This is a genomic window from Xanthobacter sp. NM-25 (assembly GCF_022138605.1).
Taxonomy (GTDB): domain Bacteria; phylum Pseudomonadota; class Alphaproteobacteria; order Rhizobiales; family Xanthobacteraceae; genus Xanthobacter.
In genome coordinates this window covers 198308-221312 of the sequence record NZ_JACBFS010000005.1, presented here as the reverse complement: position 1 = coordinate 221312, position 23005 = coordinate 198308, and the positions used below count along the sequence as shown (strand labels likewise).

The following is a 23005-nucleotide window of genomic DNA, read 5'->3' as shown; positions in this document are numbered from 1 at the left end:
CGAGGTTCACGCCTCGGCCCCGCAGGGAATTCGCTCATGAACGACATGTCCGCCCCCATTCATGCCGATGCCAGCGAACACCATGTCGCCGTCATCGGAATGGCAGGCCGCTTTCCCGGCGCGCAGAACGTGGGAGACTTTGCGCAGAACCTGTTTGGCGGTGTCGACTCCATTCCCCGCTGGAGCCGGGATGCGCTGCGAGCCAACGGCGTGTCGGAAGCGCAACTGGACCTGCCCGACTTTGTCGCGGCGGGCGGACCGCTGGAGGGGGCCGATCGCTTCGACGCCGCATTCTTCGGCTACAGCCCGGCCGAGGCGGAAATCCTCGATCCGCAGCAGCGCGTCTTCCTCGAATGTGCCTGGGCGGCGTTGGAAACCGCAGGCTATGCCGGGGGCCGGCGGCCAGGCGCCACCGCCGTCTTCGCGGCAGCGGGCATCAACACCTACCTGTTGAACCTGCACGACAACGCGCGGATCCGCGGCACCGTCAGCCCCTACGAGCTGTTCGTCTCCAACGACAAGGACTTCCTGGCCACTCGCACCGCCTTCAAGCTCGACCTACGCGGACCGGCGGTGACGGTTCAAAGCGCATGTTCGTCATCGCTGGTGGCCGTGCATCTGGCGGTGCAGAGCCTGCTCGCCGGCGACTGCGACATGGCCCTGGCCGGCGGGGTCTCGCTGTCGCAGGCATCGGGCTATCGCGCCCGGGAGGGCGGCATCCTCTCTCCCGATGGCCATTGCCGCGCCTTCGACGCCAGCGCGGCAGGCACGGTTCCCGGCAGCGGCGTGGGCATCGTGGTGCTCAAGCGGCTGGCCGATGCCCTGGCCGACGGCGATGCCATCGACGCGGTCATCATCGGCTCGGCCATCAACAATGATGGTGCCCTGAAGGCGAGTTTCACCGCGCCGCAGGTGGACAGCCAGGCGGCGGTGATCGCCGATGCGCTGGCCATGGCCGGCGTGAACGCGGACAGCATCGGCTATGTGGAAGCCCATGGCACCGGCACCGCCCTCGGCGATCCGATCGAGGTTGCCGCCTTGACCCAGGCCTTCCGGCGGCACACCACCCGCAGCGGCTTCTGCGCGCTGGGCTCGGTGAAGAGCAATATCGGCCATCTGGACACCGCAGCCGGCGTCACCGGCTTCATCAAGGCGGTGCTCGCGGTGCGGCAGGGCCAACTGCCCCCGAGCCTGCATTACGAACAGCCCAATCCGCGCATCGACTTCGCCGCGAGCCCCTTCTACGTCAACACCCATCTGCGCACGTGGGAGAGTGGCGGGCAGGCCCGGCGCGCCGGCGTCAGCTCCTTCGGCATCGGCGGAACCAATGCACACGTGATCCTGGAGGAGGCTCCCCAGCGTCCGGCACCGTCGACGGGCACTGGCGGCCCGCAGCTGGTCACCCTCTCCGCCCGCGACGCCGCCGCCCTGTCGCGCAGCGCCACGGCGCTCGCCGCGGACCTGGATGCGCCCACGGCGCCGGACCTCGCCGACACGGCGTTCACCCTGCGTGCCGGGCGGACGGACTTCCCGCATCGGCAGTTCGTGGTGGCCTCGGACGCGGCCACCGCCGCGGCGCGCCTGCGCGCCCTGTCGAGCTTCGATGAGACGGCCCGCGGACCGGAGCCGGAGCCGGTGTTCCTCTTTCCCGGCCAGGGCACCTCCTACGCCGCCATGGGCCGGTCGCTGCACGCCGGCCTGCCCGCCTTCCGAATGCCCTTCGAGACGTGCGCCGATCGGCTCGACCACCTGATGGGCCTCGACTTTCGGCAGCATCTGTTCTCCGGCGACGACGCCATCTATCGGACCGACGTCGCGCAGCCGGCATTGTTCGCCGTCTCCTATGCCCTGGCCCGCACCTGGATGGCGCACGGCGTCGCGCCCCGGGCCATGCATGGGCATAGCATCGGCGAATATGTGGCTGCCTGCCTCGCCGGCGTGTTCGATCTCGATGCGGCGCTCGCCCTCGTGGTGGCCCGCGGCCGCCTCATGCAGCGGGCGCCCGCCGGCGCCATGCTCGCGATCATCCATCCGGACCAGGAGGTGGAACCTTGGCTGTCAGCCGACATCGCCCTGGCGGCGGCCAACGCCCCCGGGCTCAGTGTGGTGTCCGGCGCCCGCGCGGCCATCGCCGACCTGCAGCGCCGCCTCAAGCAGGATGGAGTCGCCAGCCGGCTGTTGAAGACCTCTCATGCCTTTCACTCCCCGATGATGGGTGAGGCCGCCGACGCCTTTCGCGCGGTGCTTCGGGACATCCCCCTGGCCCCGCCCCGCATCCCGCTGATCTCCAACGTCACCGGCACCTGGATGACAGATGAGCAGGCGACCGATCCGGACTATTGGGTGCGCCACCTGCTGGAGCCGGTGCGGTTCGAGGCGGGCACGCGGACCCTGCTGTCCCTGCCCGCGCCCCTCTTCATCGAGGTCGGTCCCGGACGGACGCTCAGCACATTGACGGCGCAGACCGCGCCCGCGACGGTGCCCTGCATCGCCACGCTCGGGGATGAAGACCGGCGCGAAGAGGCCGAACAGGTCCTCACCGCCCTGGGACGGTGCTGGCAGCTGAATGGCGCACTCGACCTGCCGGCCGCCCGCGGCGCCCGGCGCGTGCCCCTGCCCACCTATCCCTTTCAAGGGGAGCGCTTCTGGGTCCGGCCCGACGAAGCGGCCGGCCCAGCCGCTGCGGAGGCGCCCGGGCCCACCCTTTATCGGACCACATGGCACAGGCAGCCCCCAGCCGCCGCGAAGGCGGCGCCGTTGAAGGGGCGTGTCCTGATCTTTGACGACGGACGGATCGGCACAGCCCTGGCGCAGATCCTCGAACGCACCGGCGCTGAACCCTACCGGGTCATCGCCAGCGACCAGTTCGCCGAACCCGACTATCGGTGCTTCGCCCTGCGTCCCGGTGAACCCGCCGACTATGCGAGCCTGCTGGCGACGCTGGCGGAGCGCGGCGCCCCCCCCGATCACCTGCTGTTCGCCTGGCCGCTGCGGCCCCGGCCGACGGCCACGCCGCTCAACGCCGACGCCTGCGCCATGCTGGCCGTCGTCACCGCGCTCGCGCACGATGAACGGCACCTGAGCCTGACCCTGCTCACCCGATGCGCCGCGGACGTGACCGGCCTGGAAGATCTCGACGCCGCCCAAGCCCTGGTCGGTGGGGTGATGCCAGTGGTGGGCCAGGAGCACCCCCACCTGGCATGGCGCCACATCGACATCGAGGCGACCGACGCTCTCCCGCCGGAGCAGGTGGCGCGGCACATCTGCGATGAGCTCGGCCGCGATGGGCGCACCGTGGCGCTGCGCGGCCCGCACCGCTGGCTGCCCGAGATGGAGCGCCTGGAGCCTTCCAAGGCGGACGGGCAAGCCGGGCTGCTGCGCAATGGTGTCTATGCGATGATGGGCGACCTCACCGGCCCGGTCGGCCAGGCTTGGCGCGACGGGCTTTCCGCATGGCCCGGAGTCCGGCTCGCCCTGTTGCAGGACAGTGGCGCGCCATCGCTCGAAACGGCCGACACCCTGCGCATCCCCCTCAATGGCACCGACACGGCGTCGCTCGACGCCGCGCTCGATGCTGTCGTCGCCGCCTGCGGCCGGGTGGACGGCGTCTTTCTGAGCATGCCTCAGTCGGACCGGGCTTCCGCGGCCCCGATCACCGCGCTGCAAGACGCCCATTGGCAGCACAATCTCGACACCCTGCACGCGCCGCTGCAGGCGCTGATCGCAGCGGCGGGGCGGCGCAGGATCGGCTTTTGCTGCATCCAGTCCTCGTTGTCGGTCGCGGTCGGCGGTCCGAGCCTTGCCGCCTATGCGGCCACCCACCAGGCCATGGATCTGCTCGTGGCCCGGCAGGATCGGACAGGGCCCACCCGCTGGTTCGCCATCGGCTATCCGCGCGTTGCTCCGGATGCGGGCGGACACCCGCGGGCGGGCGCGGCGACGGCCGCGGCGGTGTCCCCCGCGACGGCCTGGGCGCTGACCTCAAGCCTCATCGACGCCGGATGCAGCGGCCAGACGATGCTCTCGGCCAACGGCCGCCCGTTCATTGGCGCCGTCGCCACCGCGGTGGAGCCCATCGGCGCCACCGGCGGCCGCAGCCGGCCGGCGCTGGCCACCGCCTTCCTCGCACCGCGCACGCCGGCGGAAGCTACCGTGGTCGAGATCTTCAAGGAATTGCTCGGCTTGGAGCGCGTGGGCGTGAATGACGGCTTCTACGAGCTCGGCGGCCACTCGCTGCTGGCCATCCGCGCGGTGGCGAAACTGCGTGACGCCTTTCCGGTCGACATCGCCATGCGCGATCTCCTCTTCGACAACCCGACGGCGGCGGAGATCGCCGCCACCCTTACCGCGCGGATTGCCGAGAACACGGACCTGCACGTCCTGGCCGATCTCCTCGATGAGGTCGGCAGCCTTTCCGATGACGAAGTCGGCCGACTGATAGCCGGGAGCGATGCCCGATGAACGAGGTCCTGCAGAAACTTGATGCTCTTTCACCAGAGCGGCGGCAGCTCCTGGAACGCAAACTCCTCAACGCCAAGCGCGGGAACCGCGCCGCGCCCGCCGCCCTTCCGCGGCGTGGGAACCCGGCCGCGCCCCTGCCGCTATCCTTCGCGCAGCAGCGGCTCTGGTTCATGCAGCAGCTCGATCCCGGCACCGTTGCCTACAACATGAACCTCGCCCTGCGCCTGGAGGGCCCTCTCGATCGTCCGGCCCTGGCCCGCGCCTTCGCGGCGCTGGTGGCGCGCCATGACACGCTGCGCACCGCGTTCACCCCAGGCGCGGATGGCACCCCCCTGCAGGTGGTGGGGGAGCCCGATGCCCTCGACCTCTCCTATCAGGATTACCGTCAGGCCCCCGATCCGGAGGCGAGCGCGCGCCGCCACGTGGAGGAACTGGTCGGCACCCCTTACGACCTGACGCGGCCGCCGCTGCGCGCCGCGCTGCTGCAGCTGAGTGACGACGCGCACGTGCTCGCTTTGGGCATGCATCACATCATCTCCGATCGATGGTCCATGGGTGTGTTCGCGCGAGAGCTGTCCAAACTGTATGAGGCGCAGGTGATGGCCCGTCCTGCCGACCTGCCCGACCTCGCCGTGCAGTTCGCTGATTGGACGCTCTGGCAACGGGACCTGCTGGCCGGCCCGGTGCTGCGCGACCAGCTCGCCTATTGGACCGCACAGCTCGCGGGAGAGCTGCCGGTGCTGGAGCTGCCATTCGACCGCCCGCGCGGCGCCGCTACCAGCTTCGAAGGGCGCCATCTGCCGGTGCGGCTGGATCGTGCCCTGGCGCTGCGGCTGCGCACACTTGCGGCGCAGCGGAACGTGACCGTGTTCACGCTGCTGCTGACCGCCTTCAAGGTGCTGCTGCACCTTTACAGCGACAGCGACGACATCATCGTCGGCAGCGAGGTGGCCAATCGCGACCGCCCCGAGACGCAGACGATGATCGGGCCGATGGTCAACACGCTGGTGTTCCGCAGCGACCTCTCGGGCGATCCCACGTTCGAGGATCTCCTCATGCGCGTGGCAGCATCAGTCCGGCAGGGTCTCGCGCACCAGGACATCCCGTTCGAGCGGCTGGTGGAGGCGATCAACCCGGAACGCTCCTTGTCCGAACTGAACCCGCTGTTCCAGGTGAAGTTCGACATCCAGCACTCCATCGCCCCACCGCCCGGCCTGCACGACCTCGCCATCGCGCCCTATCCGCTGCGGGAGGTGGCGACCAAGTATGAGCTGCGGTTCAACTTGGAGGACATCGGGCCGGATATCGGCGGCAAGATCGAATACGCCTGCCACCTGTTCGACGAGGACACCATCGCCGACATGGCGCGCCGCTTCGAGCGCCTGCTCGCCATGATCGTCGAGGCCCCCCAGCGGCGTCTGTCCACCCTCGATCTGCTGTCCCCCGACGAGGTCGCCGCCGCCGTGGCGGCCGGGGCCGGCCCGGTACGGGAGGAAGCCGCCGGGCTCTGCCTCCATGACCTGTTCCGGATGCAGGCCGGGGCGACCCCCCGTGCGCCGGCGGTCACCGACGGCACCGTGACATGGACCTATCAGGAGCTGGCCGACCGCGCCGCCGGCATCGCCGCCGCGCTGGTGGGGGCCGGCGTGAGGCCGGGACATCGTGTCGGCATCTGCATGCGCCGTTCCCCGGGCATGATCGCCGGCCTTCTGGGCATTCTCCAATCCGGCGGTGCCTATGTTCCGCTCGATGCGGAATATCCCGCCGAACGGCTCGCATTCATCGCCCAGGATGCCGGCCTCGACATTCTCTTGTCCGACCATCAACCTTCCTTCGCGACGGGCGAGGGGCTGCAGATCCTGGATGTGGACGCGCTGCCCGCCGCCCGCCTGGCAGCCCGGCCCCGGGTCGAACCCGACGATCTCGCCTACATCATCTACACCTCGGGCTCGACCGGGCGCCCCAAGGGTGTCGCCATCGCCCACCGCTCGGTGGTTGCGTTCATGCATTGGGCGCAGGCCCGCTTCAGCCGGGACGAGATGGCCTATATGCTCGTGCCGACCTCCATCAGCTTCGACCTGTCGGTGTTCGAGCTTTTCGCGCCCCTCGTCATTGGCGGCGCGCTGGTGGTCACCGAGCATTTTCTCACCCTGCCGGACCTGACGGGCAAGGTGGACGTGACCTTCATCAATACGGTGCCGAGCCTGCTGCAGGAGCTGCTGCAGACCCAGCGCCTGCCGAAGACGGTGAAATGCGCCACCTTCTGCGGCGAGCCGCTGCCCGCCTCCCTCGTGACGCGGTTGCGCGCGGACTACCCGCATCTGCACATCCACAATCTCTATGGCCCCTCCGAAGACACCGTGTTCTCGACGGAGGTCGCCCTGCATGGGGCAGGATATGACGGCGGCGTGGTGCCCATTGGCAGGCCGCTCCCCAACACGCGCACCTACATTCTCGACCGAGCCGGCCGCGTACGCCCGCAGGGCGTCTCCGGCGAGCTGCACCTGGCCGGCTGCGGACTGGCGCGCGGCTATTTCGGGCGACCGGCGCAGACGGCGGAGCGCTTCCTTCCCGACCCCTTCTCGTCATCGCCCGGCGCACGCCTTTACCGCACCGGGGATCGCGTGCGGCATCGGGCGGACGGCCTGCTGGAATTCCTCGGCCGGCTCGATCAGCAGGTGAAAGTGCGCGGTCTGCGGATCGAAACCGGCGAGATCGAGCATCACCTTGAACGGATCGACGGGGTCGCCAAGGCCGTCGTCACGGTCACCGGCGGCGCCGACAGGCAGCTCGCAGCCTTCGTGGAGCCGGACGACGGCATCACCCTCGACGAGGCCGCCCTGCGGCGCACCCTGGCGCAGGTGCTGCCCGCCCATATGGTGCCGACCCTGTGGGGCTTCATCACCCGGCTGCCCCAGCAGCCCAATGGCAAGATCGACCGCGGCGCGCTGCCGGCGATCGCGGATTTCACGACCGGTCACAAGGCGCCGCTCGTCACCGATGTCGAGCGGCAGGTCGCCGCGGCCTGGTCGGACACCCTGAAGGTGGCGGACATCGGCCGCCAGGACAATTTCTTCAAGCTGGGCGGGCATTCCCTTCTGGCCATGCGGATGATTGCCCGCCTGCCCTTCGCCTTGCCCACCAAGGACGTGCTGCGCACGCTGTTCGAGTTCCCGAACCTGCAGGACTTCGCGGCGGCCATCGCCCCGGCGGCCGGCATGTCCGACCCGCGCCAGCCCTCCGGCGGCGTCAGCATCCCGCGACTGGCGGAGGGGGAGCCGATCCCCCTGTCCTTCGCCCAGCAGCGGCTTTGGACCCTCTGGCAGCTCGAGCCTAAAAGCCCTTCCTACAACGTGCCCGCGGCGATCCGGCTACGCGGCCCGCTGGACCGTGCGGCGTTGGTCGAAGCCTTCCGGCGCCTCTCTCAGCGCCACGAGGCCTTGCGCACGCGCATCGTCACCGACACCGGCCAGCCGGTCATCGACGTGCAGCCTGTGGTGGAGCCCGACGTCGCCAATCGGCCATCCAGCGACGCGACCCTGGCTGAAGATCTCGCTGCGGAATGCCGAATCCCGTTCGATCTTCAGCACGCCCCCCTGTTCCGCGCCCGGATCTTTGCCGTGGGGCCGCAGGATCACGTCGTACTGATCGTGATCCACCACATTGTCGCCGATGCGCAGTCTCTGGAGCTGATCCAGCGGGACGTCACCGCCTTCTATAACGGGCTGGTGGGGGACCCGGGACAGACGCAGACGCCGCCCCTGGCTCTGCGCTACGCAGACTACGCCGCCTGGCAGCGTCAGCAGGTCGGCGACGATGATCTCACTTACTGGCGGCAGCAGCTGCAGGATGCACCGCGCCTGCTGGAGCTGCCCACCGATTTCCCGCGCGGCGCGCAGCAGGAGGGCGGCGGCGACGGCGTGCGCCTCACCCTCGGTGCGGATGTCACCCGACGCCTGGCGGCGCTGGCGAGCGCACATGACGCCACGCTGTTCATGGCGGTCCTGTCGGCCTTCACCATCCTGTTGTCGCGCTATTCCCGGTCCCGCGAGGTGGTCATCGGAACGCCCATCTCCCAGCGGCCGGATCCGGCGTTCGAGCAGGTGGTCGGGCTGTTCGTGAACACCCTGGCCCTGAAGCTGGCCTACGAGCCCGATGCCAGCTTCGCCCGCCAGCTCGAACGGACCCGCCTCACCGTGCTCGAAGGCTTCCAGCACCAGGACACCCCCTTCGAGCGGGTCGTCGACGCCCTCGCCGTCCCCCGCGACTGGAGCCACAATCCGGTGTTCCAGGCCATGTTCAGCTGGCAAGCGGACACGCCGCGCGACATGGATCCCATCGGGCTGGAGAGCGCTCCGGTCTCACTCCCGCCGGACAGCGCCAAGGTCGACCTGACATTGAATGTGCGGCACCGGAATGGGCTTCTGGACTGCGCCTTCATCTTCAGGACAGACCTGTTCCTGCCCGCCACCATCACCGCCATGGCGGAGGCCTTCGCGGCACTGGTGGAGACACTGGTGGCCCACCCCCACCTGCCGCAGGCGCGCATCTCCTGCCTTCCGGCGAAACAACGCCAGCAGATCCAGGCGTGGAACGACACCGCCCAGCAGACCCCGCCGGCGCCGGACACCTTGCATGGCTTTTTCGAGCGCAGCGCCCGCCGCGCCCCCACGGCGATCGCCGTGACCGATCGGGACCGCAGCCTGTCCTATGGGGCGCTCGACCAGCGGGCCAATGCGCTTGCGCGCCATCTCATATCGCGGGGCATCGGCCGTGGTGCCTGCGTCGGCATCTGCCTGCGCCGCACGGTCGATCTGGTGGCCGCCATGCTGGCGGTGCTGAAAACCGGAGCCGCTTACGTGCCGCTCGATCCCAACTATCCGCAGGAGCGCGTCGCCTTCATCGCTTCCGACGCACGCCTGGCGCTGCTGTTGACGCGGGAGGACCAGCCCCATTTCCTCGGGCGGGAAACCCTGGACCCGACCACCATATGGGAGCCCACCAAGGCGGAAGCATCAGCAGGCGATGACGCCCCCGACACGAACGGCGCCTGCGGCCATGACCTCGCCTACGTCATCTATACGTCGGGATCCACCGGCAAGCCGAAGGGCGTCGCCATTGAGCATGGCAATGCGGTGGCCTTCACCCATTGGGCTCGCGAGACCTTCTCGCCGCAGCAACTCTCCGGCGTTCTGGCCGCAACCTCCGTGTGCTTCGACCTGTCGATCTTCGAGATCTTCGCCACCCTGGCGGCCGGTGGCCGCGTGTTCATGGTGGAAGATCTGTTCGAGCTTCCCGACGCCGCCTTCGCCGACGAGATCACGCTCATCAACACCGTGCCGACCCCCATGGCGGAACTCATGCGGTTCGGACCGTTGCCGCCGAATGCGCGAACGGTCTGCCTCGCCGGCGAACCGCTGCCGCCGAGCCTTGCCGCTGCGATCCTGGCGGACGGCGCGGTCACCGCGCTGCATAATCTCTATGGCCCCTCGGAAGACACCACCTATTCGACCGGCTACCGCCTCCAGGAGCCGATCGAGCGCATCCACATCGGCCAGCCCATCGCCAACACGCAGGCCCATGTGCTGGACGAAGAGATGCAAGAGGTGCCCATTGGCATGCCCGGCGAGCTTTACCTCAGCGGCCGTGGGATCGCCCGCGGCTATCACCATCGCCCGGACCTGACCGCCGAGCGCTTCCTGCCCAATCCCTTCGCCACCACCGGGCACGCCCCGGTGCTCTACCGGACCGGCGATCTGGTGCGGCGGCGCACCGACGGTAATATCGACTATCTCGGCCGCTGCGACCGGCAGATGAAAATCAGCGGATTCCGCATCGAACCCGGCGAGGTCGAGGCGGTGCTCCTGCGCTATCCGGGCATCACCGGCGTTGCCGTGGACGCCTGGCACGACGCCCCCGGCCACGCCCGTCTGGCGGCCTGGATCGAGACGCCCGCGCCCCTCGCCAAGGCGGCCGTATCCGCCTATCTCTCCGAGCAGCTGCCGCGCCACCTCGTGCCGACGCTCATCGCGCTCCTCGCCAAACTGCCGCGGCTGCCGAACGGAAAGCTCGACCGCAAGGCGCTGCCGGACCCCACCGCCGGCCACCCCACCACCGACGGTCCGCACCACCGCGACGATGGGGCGCCGCGGCGGGGTTTCGAGCAGATCCTCGCGGCCATCTGGGCGAAGCTGCTGGGGCGTGCCGACATCGGCCGGAACGACAACTTCTTCGCCCTCGGCGGCGATTCCATCCTCGCCATCCAGGTGGTGGCACTGGCGCGCCAGCAGGGCATCGCCATCGCGCCGCGCCAGCTCTTTCAACACGGCACCCTGGCCGCCCTGGCCGCCTCAGTGGCAACACTGGGCGCGGAGCAGATGGAACCGGGACCGGTCACCGGCAACGTCCCCCTCGCCCCGGCCCAGCATTGGTTCTTCGAGCAGGATTTTCCGGAACCCAGCCACTGGAACCAGGCGCTGCTGCTGCGTCCGCGCCATCGGCTGGAGGCGCAGGCCCTGCAGGCGGCGATGAACCGCATCCACACCGACCACGACGCCCTGCGGGCGCGCTACGCGCCCGGCCCGGACGGATGGACCCAGCTCTATGCCCCCATCACCCCGGCGCCGGCGCTGCGGGTGGTGAGCTGCAGCGAAAGGGAGGCGCCGGACGTCATCGCCGCCGAAGCCAATGCCCTGTCGCGGAGCTTCGACATCGCGGACGGGCCGGTCTGGGGCGCGGTGCTCGTCAATATCGGCGCCCAGGATCAGCGCCTCGCCCTCGCGGCGCATCATCTGGTGATCGACGGTGTCTCCTGGCGCATCCTGCTTGACGACCTGCGCCACTGCCTCGAAGCAGAAGCCGCCGGCGAGGCGCCCCTGCCCCTCCGCACCAGCCCGGTGGGGGCATGGGTCCGTACCCTTGCGGACAGCGACCGTTTCGACGACGAACTCGGCTATTGGCGCGGCATCTGCGAGGCGCCCCTGCCGCCGCCCCCGGCGGATCACCCGGCGGGAAGCAACCTTTCCCGCGATACGGCCATGGTGCGGCTTGTTGTCGATCGCGACACCACCCAGCGCCTGCTGCATGATGCTCCAGCGCATTATCCGGTCGAGGCCGACGAGCTGATGCTCGCCGCCCTGTACGGCGCGCTGCGGCGATGGTCCGGACAGGACCGGCTGCGCATCATCCTGGAGAGCCACGGCCGGCCCGACCTGTTCGAGGCGCGCGATCTCTCCCGCACCGTGGGCTGGTTCACCGGCCTTCACCCCCTGCTGCTCGAAGCCGAACCCGACGCCGACACGCGCGCCACCCTGCTCGCCGTGAAGGACAGCCTGCGACGCATCCCGAACATCGGTATCGGCTACGGAGTGCTCAAATATCTCCGGGGGAAAGCGCTGCCCCGCCTGGAGGAGATCGCGGCGATCCGCTTCAACTATCTCGGCCAGACGGATCATCTGTTCGAGGGTGACGCCCTGTTCGCCCGCGCGCCGGAACCGGCCGGAGAGCCACGCGGCGGTGCCAATCCCCGTGGCGTGCTCCTCGATGTGAACGCCATCGTCTCCGAGGGCTGCCTGAGCGTGCGCTGGGCCTATTCCGCCGCGATCCATGATCGCAGCACCATCGCGGAGCTGTCGGAAGAGTTCCGGGCCCAGCTCACGGCATTGGTCGAATACTGCATCGCCGCGCCGGAGACGGGCTTCACCCCCGCCGACTTCCCGCACATGTCCCTCAATCAGCATGAGCTGGATGACATCCTCCGGAGCCTTTGAGACGCCCCATGCCGCACCCAAGCTCCGCCGCCATCACCGGACGCAATGCCATCGCGGATATCTATCCGCTGTCACCCATGCAGGAAGGCCTCCTGTTCCACACGGTGTCTTCGGGAACCGATGGCCTCTACATGCCGCAGACCGCCATCCGTCTCCGCGGCGCGGTCGATGGCGCCGCGCTTGAGGCCGCCTGGCGCGGCCTCATCCAACGTCATGGCGTGCTGCGCACCGGCTTCCATTGGGAGGAGCGGGACGAGCCCTTCCAGGTGGTGGTCCGGGATGCTCCGGCCGCAGTCACGACCCTGAACTGGAGCGCCGCCAGCGACGCGGAGCAGCGGGCAAAACTGTCCGACCTGTTTGCCGCCAACCGGGCGACGACCTTTGATCTGCGGCGTCCGCCGCTGGCCCGGGCGCAGTGGATTGAGACCGGGCCGCAGGACTCCATCCTGGTCGTCTGCTATCACCACATCATTCTTGACGGCTGGTCGATCCGCAAACTTCTGGAAGAATTTCTGCTGCTCTACCAGCGCGAAACCGGCGCGGACACGCCACCTCTGCCCGATGCCCCGCCCTACAGCGCCTACATCGGATGGTTGAAGCGGCGCGACCGGGCCACATCGGCCAGCTTCTGGCGCTCCTATCTTGCCGGCGCTCCCGGTTCCACACGGCTGTTGAGCGGCGACGCCACCACGCGGTTCCAACGATACACCTGGACCTGTCCCCCAGACCTTCACCGCAGCATGAAGGCCTGTTGCACGGCCTCGGGCCACACCCTCAATACGCTGCTGCAGGGCGCCCTCGGCCTGTTCATTGCGTGGCAGACCGGGGCGGACGACATTGTGTTCGGAACCACGACCTCCGGTCGTCCCCCGACACTGGCGGGCGCCACCTCGATGATCGGCCTGTTCATTAACACCATTCCCGTGCGCGTAGCGATCGATCGGGCCCAGCCGCTCGACCATTGGCTTGCCGACCTGCAGACCCGTCAGGCCACCACGATGGAGCATGAGCATGTGCCGCTGTCCGAGATCCAGGGGCGCGGCGCCTCCCTTTTCGACACCCTCCTCGTCGTCGAGAATTTCACCGCCCGGGACCACGCACCACAGCAGCCAGCCTTGACCAGCGAGGGCCTGGACTTCGACGAGCGAACCCACTTCCCCTTGACGCTCTGGGCCCGGCCCCACGCCGACGGTCTCACCCTCGACATCGGCTATAGCGCGGATGTGATCTCAGCCGCGACCATCGCCGACATGGCTTCCCGGCTCGCCGCGCTCCTTGCCGTTATGTCGCGCGCTCCGGCGGAAACAGTCGGCGCCATCCTGGCGCAGCTGCCACCGGCCTCCACCGCTTTGGGCTTCGCCGTCGGCGGAGACCGGCCCGCGGCCCATGACCCGACGCGCGCCGCCTCCCCTCCGCGGCGGCAGCTCACCACGCCGACGGAAGCTCTTCTGGCCACCACCTGGCAGGATGTCCTCAAATGCGGGGCGCTGCAGAGCGACGCGAATTTCTTCGAGCTCGGCGGCCATTCCCTGCTTGCGGCGCGGGTCATCAGCCGGCTGAGGGGCGCGCTCCCCGTGCGCCTTCCGGTGCGCGCGCTCTTCGAGCAGCCGGTTCTTTCCGAGCTCGCCGCCCATATTGACGGCCTGGTCGCGCAATCGGGCGCCGGCGACGACCATATCGAGGTGGAGCTATGAGCGCTTGTGACTCCCCCCCCCTCCTCCTGGCTCTGCCACCCGCAGGAGTCGGCCCAAGCCTGTTCCGCGGCTGGGCCCGGCCGGGGCGATCCATGAACATCCACCCGGTCGCGCTGCCGGGGCGGGAGGTGCGCTTCAACGATCCCCTGCCCGCCAGCCTTGATGCCCTGGCCGATCAGATGGCCGAGGAACTGCAGGCCCGCCTCACCGGCCGCTATGCCATCTTCGGCTATTCCATGGGTGCGCTGCTGGGCTACGAGATCGCCCGGCGCTGGGTCCGCTGGGGGCTGCCGGGGCCAGACATGCTGTTTGTTCTCGGCTGCAACGCGCCGGATCGCATGGTTCTGGATCGCGAGCCGTTCCATACGCTCGCTCCGCACGACTTCCAGCGCACCCTCGCGGACCTGGGCGGGATTCACATGGACATCTTGAACAACCCGGAAGCCATGGCGGTATTCGAGCCTATTCTGCGCAATGACTTCCGCATCTGTGAAGTCTACCAGCACGACACATCCGGCGACCGGCTGGACTGCCCCGCCCACGTCTTCCACGCCGACGCCGACGCCTTCGTGCAATGGGAGGCCGCCTGCGCCTGGTCGGAGTTCATCACCGGGACGACGATGATGCACACCGTCGAAGGCCGGCACATGATCGCCAAAAGCGTCTTCGATGCCCTGCCCGACACCCTGGAGCGCCTCTGGCTCCACACCCGCACGCCACCGAATGTTGCGGCGATGCCGGCCTGCTGACGCGGCCAGGTCCGACGCCCTTTTTGAAGGCCCGCCCCCCTTCTCCCATGCCATAGAGACCTGAGTCCTCTGGTGAGTTTGGCGTTGATGCGCCGGTTGAGCAACGCTCGACCGGCGGAGCTGGTCGGGATTGCGCAGCCAATCTTCCGTTACGGTGAAGGTCGAAGCGAACGCCCCCCGCGTCAGATCACCGAGCGCGAAATGTGGGCGCTGATCGTTGTCGTCGACGACCCAAAGGTGACCGCCGTCTTCGCGCGGCCTCCCGCTCACAAAGCACGCCGATGCTCTGCTCTTCCGCGAACCTCGATCGCTGCGTGGTCCGGTCCTCATGGTCCGGTCCTGTCGATGGAACGGACTCGAGCCTCAGATGGAGCGCGTAGCGGGGGGGCATGGCAGGCGGTATCAACTTGGCCGCGTAACCGATACTCGAACCCAGCTTGGCCACGCCGCCAGACTGTCCGCGCGATTGGGAGCACCTCACAAAATGAATGCTCAAAATTTGGCTTGAAGCAGCGCTTGACAGGCTGAAAAGGCCATGCAAACTTTTTTGCCAGCAATACAGCTACCCAAAATTTTCGGCATCAACGCCCCACTGCTCTCGTCCTTCCTGGGCCGGGCCGCGTGGGGCGTTTTGCGTTTTTCAACCCCCTTGTCCAGGAGGATGACCATGTCCACACTCTTGCAGCATCAGGCCAAATTCTCGGGATCCATTGCCACCCCCGCTCCGATCCCGCTGCGTGAGGTGATGCCATGGGCCCTCTTCGGCGGCCTCATGATGCTGCTCGCCATCTACTTCGTCGGGGTCGAGGAAGGGGCCCTCTCCGTCTTCGCGGGCTCCTATGTCCACGAATACGTCCATGATGCCCGCCACCTGCTCGGTTTCCCCTGCCACTGAGGAGCCCAAACATGGCCGGAAAGCTCTTGTTCAAGGGAATGCTGGCCGGATTGATCGCCAGCCTTCTCATCTTCTGCTTCCTCAGGGTCTTTGGCGAGCCGCCGCTTGAGCGCGCCATCGCCTTCGAGGAGCAGGCGGAAAGCGCCGTTCCCCACGCACACGCACCTGAAGTCGCCGCAGCAGAGCCCGAGCTCGTCAGCCGCCAGACCCAGGCCGGATTTGGCCTGCTCACCGGCGTCCTGGCATATGGCGCTGCCGTCGGCGGGCTGTTCGCCATCGCCTTCGCCTTCGCCAACGGACGCCTCGGCGCGCTCGGGCCACGAACCACAACTCTCCTGCTGGCAGCCGTCGGCCTCATCGCGCTGGTTCTCGTCCCGGCCCTCAAATATCCCCCCAACCCGCCCGCCGTCGGCAGTGGCGACACCATCGATGCCCGCACGCAGCTCTACTTCGTGATGATGGGCTTCTCCCTCTTCACCGCCGTGGCGGCACTCATAACAGGGCGAAGGCTCTGGATGTCCCTCGGGGACTGGCGAGCCTTCGTCCTGCCGGCCGGCGTCTATGTGGCCACCATCGCCCTGGCGCTCGCGGCCCTGCCCTCCGTCAACGAGGTGCCGGAGACCTTCCCCACCGATGCCCTCTGGGCCTTCCGGGCCGCCTCCCTGACCGGACACGTCATCTTCTGGGCCGCTCTCGCCGTTGCATTCGCTGCAATCCAGACGAGAAGCCCTAAGGCACGGAGCCGCGAACACATCTCCGCCTGACGCGGGCGCCCGGCCGCGCCGGGCCCCGTCAAGACACTCCGACCAAGTCTGCAACGGTCGTGCACAAGCAACGGTTCGAGGAACGTAAGACATGCCCACAAATGCAGGCCTGGATCTTCGCCGAGGGCGGCCTTTGCCCGCCATCGGCACCACCGAAGCCAAGCTACAGCAACGCAAGCTTGATGCGTTGAAGCGTGGCATTCACCGGATCCCGCAATCCTCGCAGCATCCGTTTGGCGTCCATCTGATCGCCGTCGGAAAAGCAGGGACGGGCGTGGTCCAAAGGTTCCTTGACAACGCTCCGGTCGACCTCCTCGACCCGCCCGGCTCCCGACTGACCGTTCTGGGCGTCGATATCGGTGACGACGACCTCAAGCCCCTTATTGCATCAGCCTCAAAGCTTGCAGGCGACCGCTCCCAGATCGAGATCATGCCGGTCGAGCTGCCGCCCATGGAGGATCTGCAGGCCTCCATGGCCCGGTACATCGACTTTCTCAAGCTTGAGTATCCCCTGTACCACCCGAACCCGGATTCACTGGCCTGGCTGCCCGCCGACGCGCCGTTGCGAGACGCCGATGGCTCGATTCAAAGGGCCGTGGCGAAGGCGGCGTACGGCCGCGCATTCTACGATGGCGACCGCCCCATGCACGGCGCGCTCAAGCGCTTCGCCTCCAGCGTGGAGGCGACGGGGGGTGACTCCGTGGTCGCCATCGTCTTCGGACTTGGAGAGAGCGTGGGCAGTGGGATCGCCCTGGATCTCGCACGTCACCTCTCGTCGAGCATCCTTGGCCGCCGCATCCTGGTGACCGGAGTTGGGATCACCCCCCACCCGAGCGATTCCGCCACAGCGCGCGGCGCACGCTTGCATGCTGTGTTCAGCGAGCTGGATGTGCTCTGCGACGAGACCAAGAACAAGGGCGTCACCCCGTCTTGCGGCGATCTCTTCAAAAACCCGTTCACGGCAGGCTTCATCATCGTCCCTCAGCCAGCGGACGTGGACCCGCATGAGGCCCGCAAGTCCGTCGAGCAGCAGCTGTCGTCGCTGTTTGCCGAGCGCCGCGGCGCGAACCTCTGGGAGGCGCTGCGGTTGCTGAACTGGGTCGCGGCACCTTCGACCCAGCACTCGGCCGCCCGGACTCCATGGGGCGCACGCTGGATCCATATGTTTGGCTTCGGGTCCGACACGGCCGGCCCGGCAGCCAAGGACCTTCGCACCGCGCTGGGGCTCATGCCCGACTATCAGCCCGAGTTCCTCGAAATGCGGACCGCCGACAGCGCCAACGACCATGCGGCCAAGGATTGGATCGACGCCTTGAATGCCGCATTCATGCCGGAAGTGCCCCCGCACCAGGTCGACGGTGGATCGCCCGGCGCGATCCAATACCTGCTGCCTCGCGTCGCCCTGAAGGACTTGTCCGCCTTCCAGGGGGCGTTGAAGGGCTACGACGCGGAGCCCATGGAACAACGCCACCTGCACCATGCGCTCCTTCTCGAACAGGGCCTGCTGCTTTGCGAACCCTCCACGGTGATCGAAGGCATGGCTGGCGCGAGCATCGGCAACGGCAACCAGTGGATCGCCGTTCCGCGGCATCAGCTGCGCGGCGAAGACGCGTGAGGAGATCCCGATGCCACTCGATTGGAACGAGGTAAAAGCCAAATACGGTGCCGGCTATCAGGTTCCAACCATCCGGGGTGGAAAATTCGTCAATATCGTTGGTGTCGACGATGAGGCGATCTACATCGAGACACCCATCTGGAGCGCAAAACTACATCGAAAAAATCTTGAGGCAGGCGTCGATTTGATCGAGTCCGGCGTCATATCCAGGGATCCCGGGCTGTTCGTGGAAGACTACATGCTCTACGTCGCCCACGAACGCGCCAGCTCGGTCGCGCACATTCTGCGCCATCTGGGCATCTTGGATCAAACTGAGACGTTCAATATCCGCTGCTGACAGCGGCGCCAAACGGCATCTGAAGACGCCAGAAAACCGCCTTCATCATCTCAATTCGCCGTCAAATACATCACGCGCGTTCTAGACCTTTAACCAGAGGAGTCGAACCTATGGCCTCGTCATCCCTATATAACAGCGCCACGGGCACCCAGTCACCGCACTGTATCCACGCGATCGGCATCGGCCGCACCGGCGCCTGTTACATCGAAGCGCTGCTGCGCACCGGCGAGATCGAGGATCTGCTCGCCGAAGACCCCCGCGCGACATGCGCACTGATGGTCGTCGACATCGGCGACCAAGATATGGCCGTCGCCATCGACTATGCGAACGCCTTCAAGAAGCGGCTCCAGTCCCGCGGCGTCGCGCCCGATCGTTTCAACTTCCAGGCGATCGCTCTGCCGGTGCCGGGCAAGGCGGAGTTCTTCGAGGGCCTCAACCGGACCCGCGAATTTCTGAAGCTCGAATATCCCCGTTACTACTGGAATCCGAACTTCGAATCCTATGTGTCGCACAAGTATCAGATGCCCGAGGCCGGAAGTCATTTCCCCCGCCTTGTCGCCAAGGGCATCTATGCCAACGCCTACTATGCAGGCGAGCGCCCGATGGACGTCGCGCTGCGCAGCTTCGTGGACACGGTGGAGAAGTCGACGCTGCCGTCCATGGTGATGGTCGCGTTCAGCATCGCCGGCGGCACGGGCAGCGGCATGGTGGTGGACCTCGCCCGTCATCTGTCGAACGTGAAGCTGGGCCGCCGGATCCCCGTGATCGGCGTCGGACAGCTCTCCCACAGCGGCGATGGAGATGATGTCCACAACTGCCCGGGGCAGTATACCGCCTTGAACGAGCTCGATTGCATGCTCGACGATGACAAGAATGCCGGTGTCACGACGGTCTGGGGCGACCTCTACCGCAGCCCGTTCACCGGCGGCTTCTTCGTGGTGAATCCCGAACACAGCTGGCAGCGCCTCACGGCATATACGACCACCGGCGAGAAAGAAGTTCGTCAGGGCTTCAAGCAGATGGTCACCAACCGCTTCGTCGCCGACTCCTTCATGCGCTTTGCCGTGATGGACTATGGACGCGTGCTGTTTCGCGCCCTCCGGCCGGCCGGCTTCACGGGCGCTCCGCACGAGACGCTCTCGTCCAAGGCCCGCAACTGGACCCTCTTCGACGTCGCCAAGCTCACCCACCCCGGTGTGCAGGTTCTGCCCGGCGAGTCCGGATCGAAATGGCAGTCCGTCATCGCGCAGTGGATCGACTTCACGCCGCAGTACAGCGGCCTGAAGGACGGCTTCAAGACCGACTACGCCGAAGTCCACATTCATGCGTCGCGCGACATGGGCTTCGAGAATATCGAAAAAGGCATGAAGGAGATGATTTCCAGCTCCTACCTTCTCGATGGTGATTCGACCTATCAATCCTACAACCACGAGTTCTTCGACGCCCTCACGTCCTACGCCAACGTCATCCTGCCCGGCGTCGCGAAAACGGACCTCTTTGCATTCTGGGAGAGCCAGAAGAAATACGACACGCTCGACTGGGAAGCCAAGCTGCAGGATCACGCCTGGCTCGTGGATATCGGCCCCATGCTCTCAGAGCCGGCGATCCGCTTCGAAGGCATGGCCGGCGAGTGCATCTGGGGCTGCGCCTGCTGGGTGGTGGTGCCATACGATCAGGTGCGCGGCGACAAGCTCCCTCCGCCGAACCGCAAGGTCATCCTTGAGGAAGGCATCGCGGCAATGACCAAGACCGTGGTCAAGACGCCCGGCGGCGACGCCAAGCCTCTCGCTCGACAGCATGCGTGACGCCGGCGCGTGAACGAGATCGGAGCCGCGCGCAGCGGCTCCGAACACCCACGAGAGGCCGATATGGACGACCGCATTCTCCCACTGCTGATAGAGGATGAGCCCTATTATCGCAGCGCGGGCAATGAAGTTGAGCTGTTCACCGCAGCGATGGCGCGCGCCCTGCCCATGATGCTCAAGGGGCCGACGGGATGCGGCAAGACGCGGTTCGTCGAGCACATGGCGTGGCGGCTCAAGCGGCCCTTGATCACCATGGCCTGCAATGAGGACATGACCGCTTCCGATCTCTTGGGGCGCTGGCTCCTCGATTCCCAAGGCACCGTGTGGCACGACGGCCCGCTTACATCGGCGGTTCGTCATGGCGCCATCTGCTACCTCGATGAGATTGTCGAAGCCCGTCAGGACACCACCGTCGTCATCCACCCCCTGACCGACGACCGCCGGATTCTGCATCTGGACAAGCGCGGGGAGGTGGTCCGGGCGCACCCCGATTTCCGGCTGGTGGTCTCCTACAACCCGGGATACCAAAGCGCCGCCAAGGACCTGAAACCTTCGACAGCTCAACGGTTCGGTGCGATCGCTTTCGACTTCCCGCCGCCCGCGATCGAAGCCGAGGTGGTCACGCATGAAAGCGGAATTTCGAGTGACATCGCCGAACGGCTCGTTGCGGTGGCCGCGCAATCGCGCATGTTGCGCGGCAGAGGCCTTGATGAAGGCATGAGCACGCGCATGCTGGTACATGCCGGCGCTCTCATTGTTGAAGGAATCTCCCCGCACGATGCCTGCGCGCTCGCGATGACGGTCCCCCTTTCGGATGACGGCGACCTTCAGGCGGCCCTGCGCGGCTTCGTGGAGGCGCAGTTCGGGCCCTGGCCATGACACTGCAGGCGGAAGCGCTTCAAAGGCCTTCGCTCACGCGGCGGCTGGCGGCATTGCGGGCGGTCGACGCCGCGACCCATGAGGCCATCGTCGCCGCGTTGCCCGGCCTGGCGGAACATCTCGAACACGAGGCGGGACTGGCCGACATGGTCGACCTGATCGCACAGATCGCCGCCGAAGCCCCCGATGCCGCGCGGGTTTTCGCCGAACGGCTCCACCTCCAACCGGGAATGGCCGTTGACACCCATGGCGTTCGCAGATGGGCATTGCATGGCCTCAAGCGCCATTGCAACGCCCCCGGGCATCGCATTGATTATTTCGACCGGGCCAACCCCGAGCTGTTCTTCGATCGGCGCACGCGGAACGACACGGAATATCTTCTGGAGCAGCGCGGAACGTTGCTTCACTACCTGGCTGGCTTCGGCATCGCGCACCACCATATCGATCTCCACGAGCCGCGCGGAGAGGGAGAGCCGTCACCTGCGCCGACGGTCGACAATGAGGTGATCCGTCTTCCGCGCCGCTTCGACGGCATCGACCCCGAGCAACGTGGTCTCCTCCTGCGCGCCATGCTTGCCCATGTCGCTGCGCATCTGTGCCATTCACCGTTGGCGCGCGCAGCCGGCAACAGACGTCCCGTGCTGCTGGCCATGACGGCTCTTATTGAAGACGCGCGCGTCGAACGGCTCACGGCGCAGAAGCATCCGGGGCTGCACTCCCTTTGGGGACTCTTCCACACCGCGAACAAGGAGAGGTCCGGCGCCGAGCTGGCCGGGTTGATGGCGCGGCTTGCGCGGGCCCTTCACGATCCGACCTATCCCGATTCCAACCCATGGGTCGGCAAGGGACGCGAGCTCTTCGAGGAGGCTGCGGCGCGCGACCTGTGCGACATTTCAGCCTTCGATCGCCTCGCGCGGACGCTTTCCATCGACATCGGCAAGATGCGCTTGTCATTGCCCCGCGACAGCCACCCCGTCCCAGCGTATCGCGACGACAACACTCTTCTGTGGAGCCGGGATCTCGCCTTGCCGGTGGATGAGGACGCCCCTGTCGACATCGAGGTGCTCGAAGCGGGCGCGCAGCGCGAGACGCCCCCGGCGCAGGACCTTTTGAACATCGATCTGCGTCCTCGCTATCTCTACCCGGAATGGGACCACCGCCTGGAGACCTTGCGAGAGGACTGGACGACCATTGTCGAGCAGGCGCCAGAGCGTCGGGGCATCGCGGAGCCGCCGCGGTTCGCGCTCCACGGCGGCGCGCATCGCCAGGGATCGGCACGCATCCCGGATCGGTCCATCCGCCTGATGCGCCAGTCGGAGGGGGATGAACTCGATCTGAACGCGGCGATCGAGAGCGTCGTTCAGCAACGATCCGGTCTTGCGCCCGATGAACGCATCTTCTTCCACCACGGGCGGCGCCGGCGCTCGACGGCCGTCGTCGTGCTGATGGATCTTTCAACGTCGACCGACCGCTTCTCTGCCGGCAGCTTCACCAAGGTGCTCGATCTGGAAAAGCAGGCCGCAGCCATCGTCGCGCAAACGCTGGACGCCGACCGCGACCGGGTCGCGGTGCACGGCTTTTCCTCCAACGGCCGTCACGAGGTTCGCTACAGCAGAGTGAAGGATTTCGACGAGCCGTTCGGCAGCCCGCAGCGGGCGCGGCTCGCGGCATTGACCAGTAGCCTGTCGACCCGCATGGGCGCTGCATTGCGCCATGCGACCACGCTTCTGGCTGCTGAAATGACGGATCGCAAGGTGATCCTTTTCCTGACCGACGGCGAACCCGCGGACATCGATGTCGTCGAAGAGAATTATCTCGTCGAGGACGCACGCGACGCCGTCGTCCGTGCGGCCGCACAGAAAGTGCGTACCTATTGCCTGACACTCGACCGGCGCGCCGACCGTTACGTGCGCCGGATCTTCGGCACGCGCAACTTCCTGATCATTGAACGCGCATCGGCGTTCACCAGCAACACGAACAAGACGCTCATCCGGATTCTGGCGGCTTAGCAGCATTTTCAGACTAATTTTATATATG

At 67.1% G+C, this 23005-nt stretch carries 12 protein-coding genes; 11 read left to right on the top strand and 1 reads right to left on the bottom strand.

Annotated features, from left to right (window positions below):
• Positions 1 to 36 precede the first annotated feature (36 nt).
• Genes MEU52_RS15400 through MEU52_RS15385 form a run of 4 tightly spaced genes read left to right on the top strand, consistent with a single transcriptional unit; the run spans position 37 to position 14673 of the window.
• A complete protein-coding gene (locus tag MEU52_RS15400) occupies positions 37 to 4461 on the top strand; it encodes a type I polyketide synthase (RefSeq protein WP_238122263.1) in 4425 nt (1474 codons plus the stop codon).
• Positions 4458 to 12230, top strand: a complete 7773-nt coding sequence (locus tag MEU52_RS15395; RefSeq protein ID WP_238122264.1) for a non-ribosomal peptide synthetase — start codon at positions 4458 to 4460, stop codon at positions 12228 to 12230. The genes MEU52_RS15400 and MEU52_RS15395 overlap by 4 nt, the downstream gene beginning before the upstream one ends.
• A gap of 8 nt (positions 12231 to 12238) precedes the next feature.
• Positions 12239 to 13924, top strand: coding sequence for a condensation domain-containing protein (locus MEU52_RS15390; protein WP_238122265.1), 1686 nt, complete (start codon positions 12239 to 12241; stop codon positions 13922 to 13924).
• Positions 13921 to 14673 (top strand): thioesterase II family protein, encoded by a 753-nt coding sequence (locus MEU52_RS15385; RefSeq protein ID WP_238122266.1) that lies wholly within the window; start codon positions 13921 to 13923, stop codon positions 14671 to 14673. Before MEU52_RS15390 ends, MEU52_RS15385 begins: the two co-directional genes overlap by 4 nt.
• Positions 14674 to 15165: 492 nt before the next feature.
• Here MEU52_RS15385 and MEU52_RS15375 read toward each other — a convergent pair whose 3' ends face one another.
• Positions 15166 to 15342 (bottom strand): hypothetical protein, encoded by a 177-nt coding sequence (locus tag MEU52_RS15375; protein WP_238122267.1) that lies wholly within the window; start codon positions 15340 to 15342, stop codon positions 15166 to 15168.
• Between MEU52_RS15375 and MEU52_RS15370 the strand changes: the two genes are divergently transcribed.
• From MEU52_RS15370 to MEU52_RS15340, 7 genes are all read left to right on the top strand, one after another.
• Positions 15341 to 15568 (top strand): CbtB domain-containing protein, encoded by a 228-nt coding sequence (locus MEU52_RS15370; protein ID WP_238122268.1) that lies wholly within the window; start codon positions 15341 to 15343, stop codon positions 15566 to 15568. The genes MEU52_RS15375 and MEU52_RS15370 overlap by 2 nt on opposite strands.
• Positions 15569 to 15579: 11 nt before the next feature.
• Complete coding sequence (locus MEU52_RS15365) at positions 15580 to 16332, top strand: CbtA family protein (protein ID WP_238122269.1); 753 nt, start codon at positions 15580 to 15582, stop codon at positions 16330 to 16332.
• 91 nt (positions 16333 to 16423) lie between these two features.
• The gene (locus tag MEU52_RS15360) at positions 16424 to 17947 is read left to right on the top strand and encodes a hypothetical protein (protein ID WP_238122270.1); all 1524 of its coding nucleotides are present in this window, start codon (positions 16424 to 16426) and stop codon (positions 17945 to 17947) included.
• Positions 17948 to 17957: 10 nt separating this feature from the next.
• Complete coding sequence (locus MEU52_RS15355; protein WP_238122271.1) at positions 17958 to 18284, top strand: hypothetical protein; 327 nt, start codon at positions 17958 to 17960, stop codon at positions 18282 to 18284.
• Between the two features lie 110 nt (positions 18285 to 18394).
• Positions 18395 to 20089 (top strand): tubulin-like doman-containing protein, encoded by a 1695-nt coding sequence (locus MEU52_RS15350; RefSeq protein WP_238122272.1) that lies wholly within the window; start codon positions 18395 to 18397, stop codon positions 20087 to 20089.
• Positions 20090 to 20152: 63 nt separating this feature from the next.
• Positions 20153 to 20968: a CbbQ/NirQ/NorQ/GpvN family protein gene (locus MEU52_RS15345; protein WP_273546284.1), complete on the top strand. Its 816-nt coding sequence runs from the start codon at positions 20153 to 20155 to the stop codon at positions 20966 to 20968.
• Positions 20965 to 22977: a nitric oxide reductase activation protein NorD gene (locus MEU52_RS15340; RefSeq protein WP_238122273.1), complete on the top strand. Its 2013-nt coding sequence runs from the start codon at positions 20965 to 20967 to the stop codon at positions 22975 to 22977. The genes MEU52_RS15345 and MEU52_RS15340 overlap by 4 nt, the downstream gene beginning before the upstream one ends.
• Positions 22978 to 23005: the final 28 nt, after the last annotated feature.

What these genes read in the sequence shown, in the direction of transcription:
- MEU52_RS15385 (WP_238122266.1), top strand. Translation starts at nt 13,921, where the DNA reads ATGAGCGCTTGTGACTCCCCCCCCCTCCTCCTGGCTCTGCCACCCGCA.
- MEU52_RS15395 (WP_238122264.1), top strand. Translation starts at nt 4,458, where the DNA reads ATGAACGAGGTCCTGCAGAAACTTGATGCTCTTTCACCAGAGCGGCGG.
- MEU52_RS15350 (WP_238122272.1), top strand. Translation starts at nt 18,395, where the DNA reads ATGGCCTCGTCATCCCTATATAACAGCGCCACGGGCACCCAGTCACCG.
- MEU52_RS15340 (WP_238122273.1), top strand. Translation starts at nt 20,965, where the DNA reads ATGACACTGCAGGCGGAAGCGCTTCAAAGGCCTTCGCTCACGCGGCGG.
- MEU52_RS15375 (WP_238122267.1), bottom strand. Translation starts at nt 15,342, where the DNA reads ATGGTCATCCTCCTGGACAAGGGGGTTGAAAAACGCAAAACGCCCCAC.
- MEU52_RS15370 (WP_238122268.1), top strand. Translation starts at nt 15,341, where the DNA reads ATGTCCACACTCTTGCAGCATCAGGCCAAATTCTCGGGATCCATTGCC.
- MEU52_RS15400 (WP_238122263.1), top strand. Translation starts at nt 37, where the DNA reads ATGAACGACATGTCCGCCCCCATTCATGCCGATGCCAGCGAACACCAT.
- MEU52_RS15365 (WP_238122269.1), top strand. Translation starts at nt 15,580, where the DNA reads ATGGCCGGAAAGCTCTTGTTCAAGGGAATGCTGGCCGGATTGATCGCC.
- MEU52_RS15355 (WP_238122271.1), top strand. Translation starts at nt 17,958, where the DNA reads ATGCCACTCGATTGGAACGAGGTAAAAGCCAAATACGGTGCCGGCTAT.
- MEU52_RS15360 (WP_238122270.1), top strand. Translation starts at nt 16,424, where the DNA reads ATGCCCACAAATGCAGGCCTGGATCTTCGCCGAGGGCGGCCTTTGCCC.
- MEU52_RS15345 (WP_273546284.1), top strand. Translation starts at nt 20,153, where the DNA reads ATGGACGACCGCATTCTCCCACTGCTGATAGAGGATGAGCCCTATTAT.
- MEU52_RS15390 (WP_238122265.1), top strand. Translation starts at nt 12,239, where the DNA reads ATGCCGCACCCAAGCTCCGCCGCCATCACCGGACGCAATGCCATCGCG.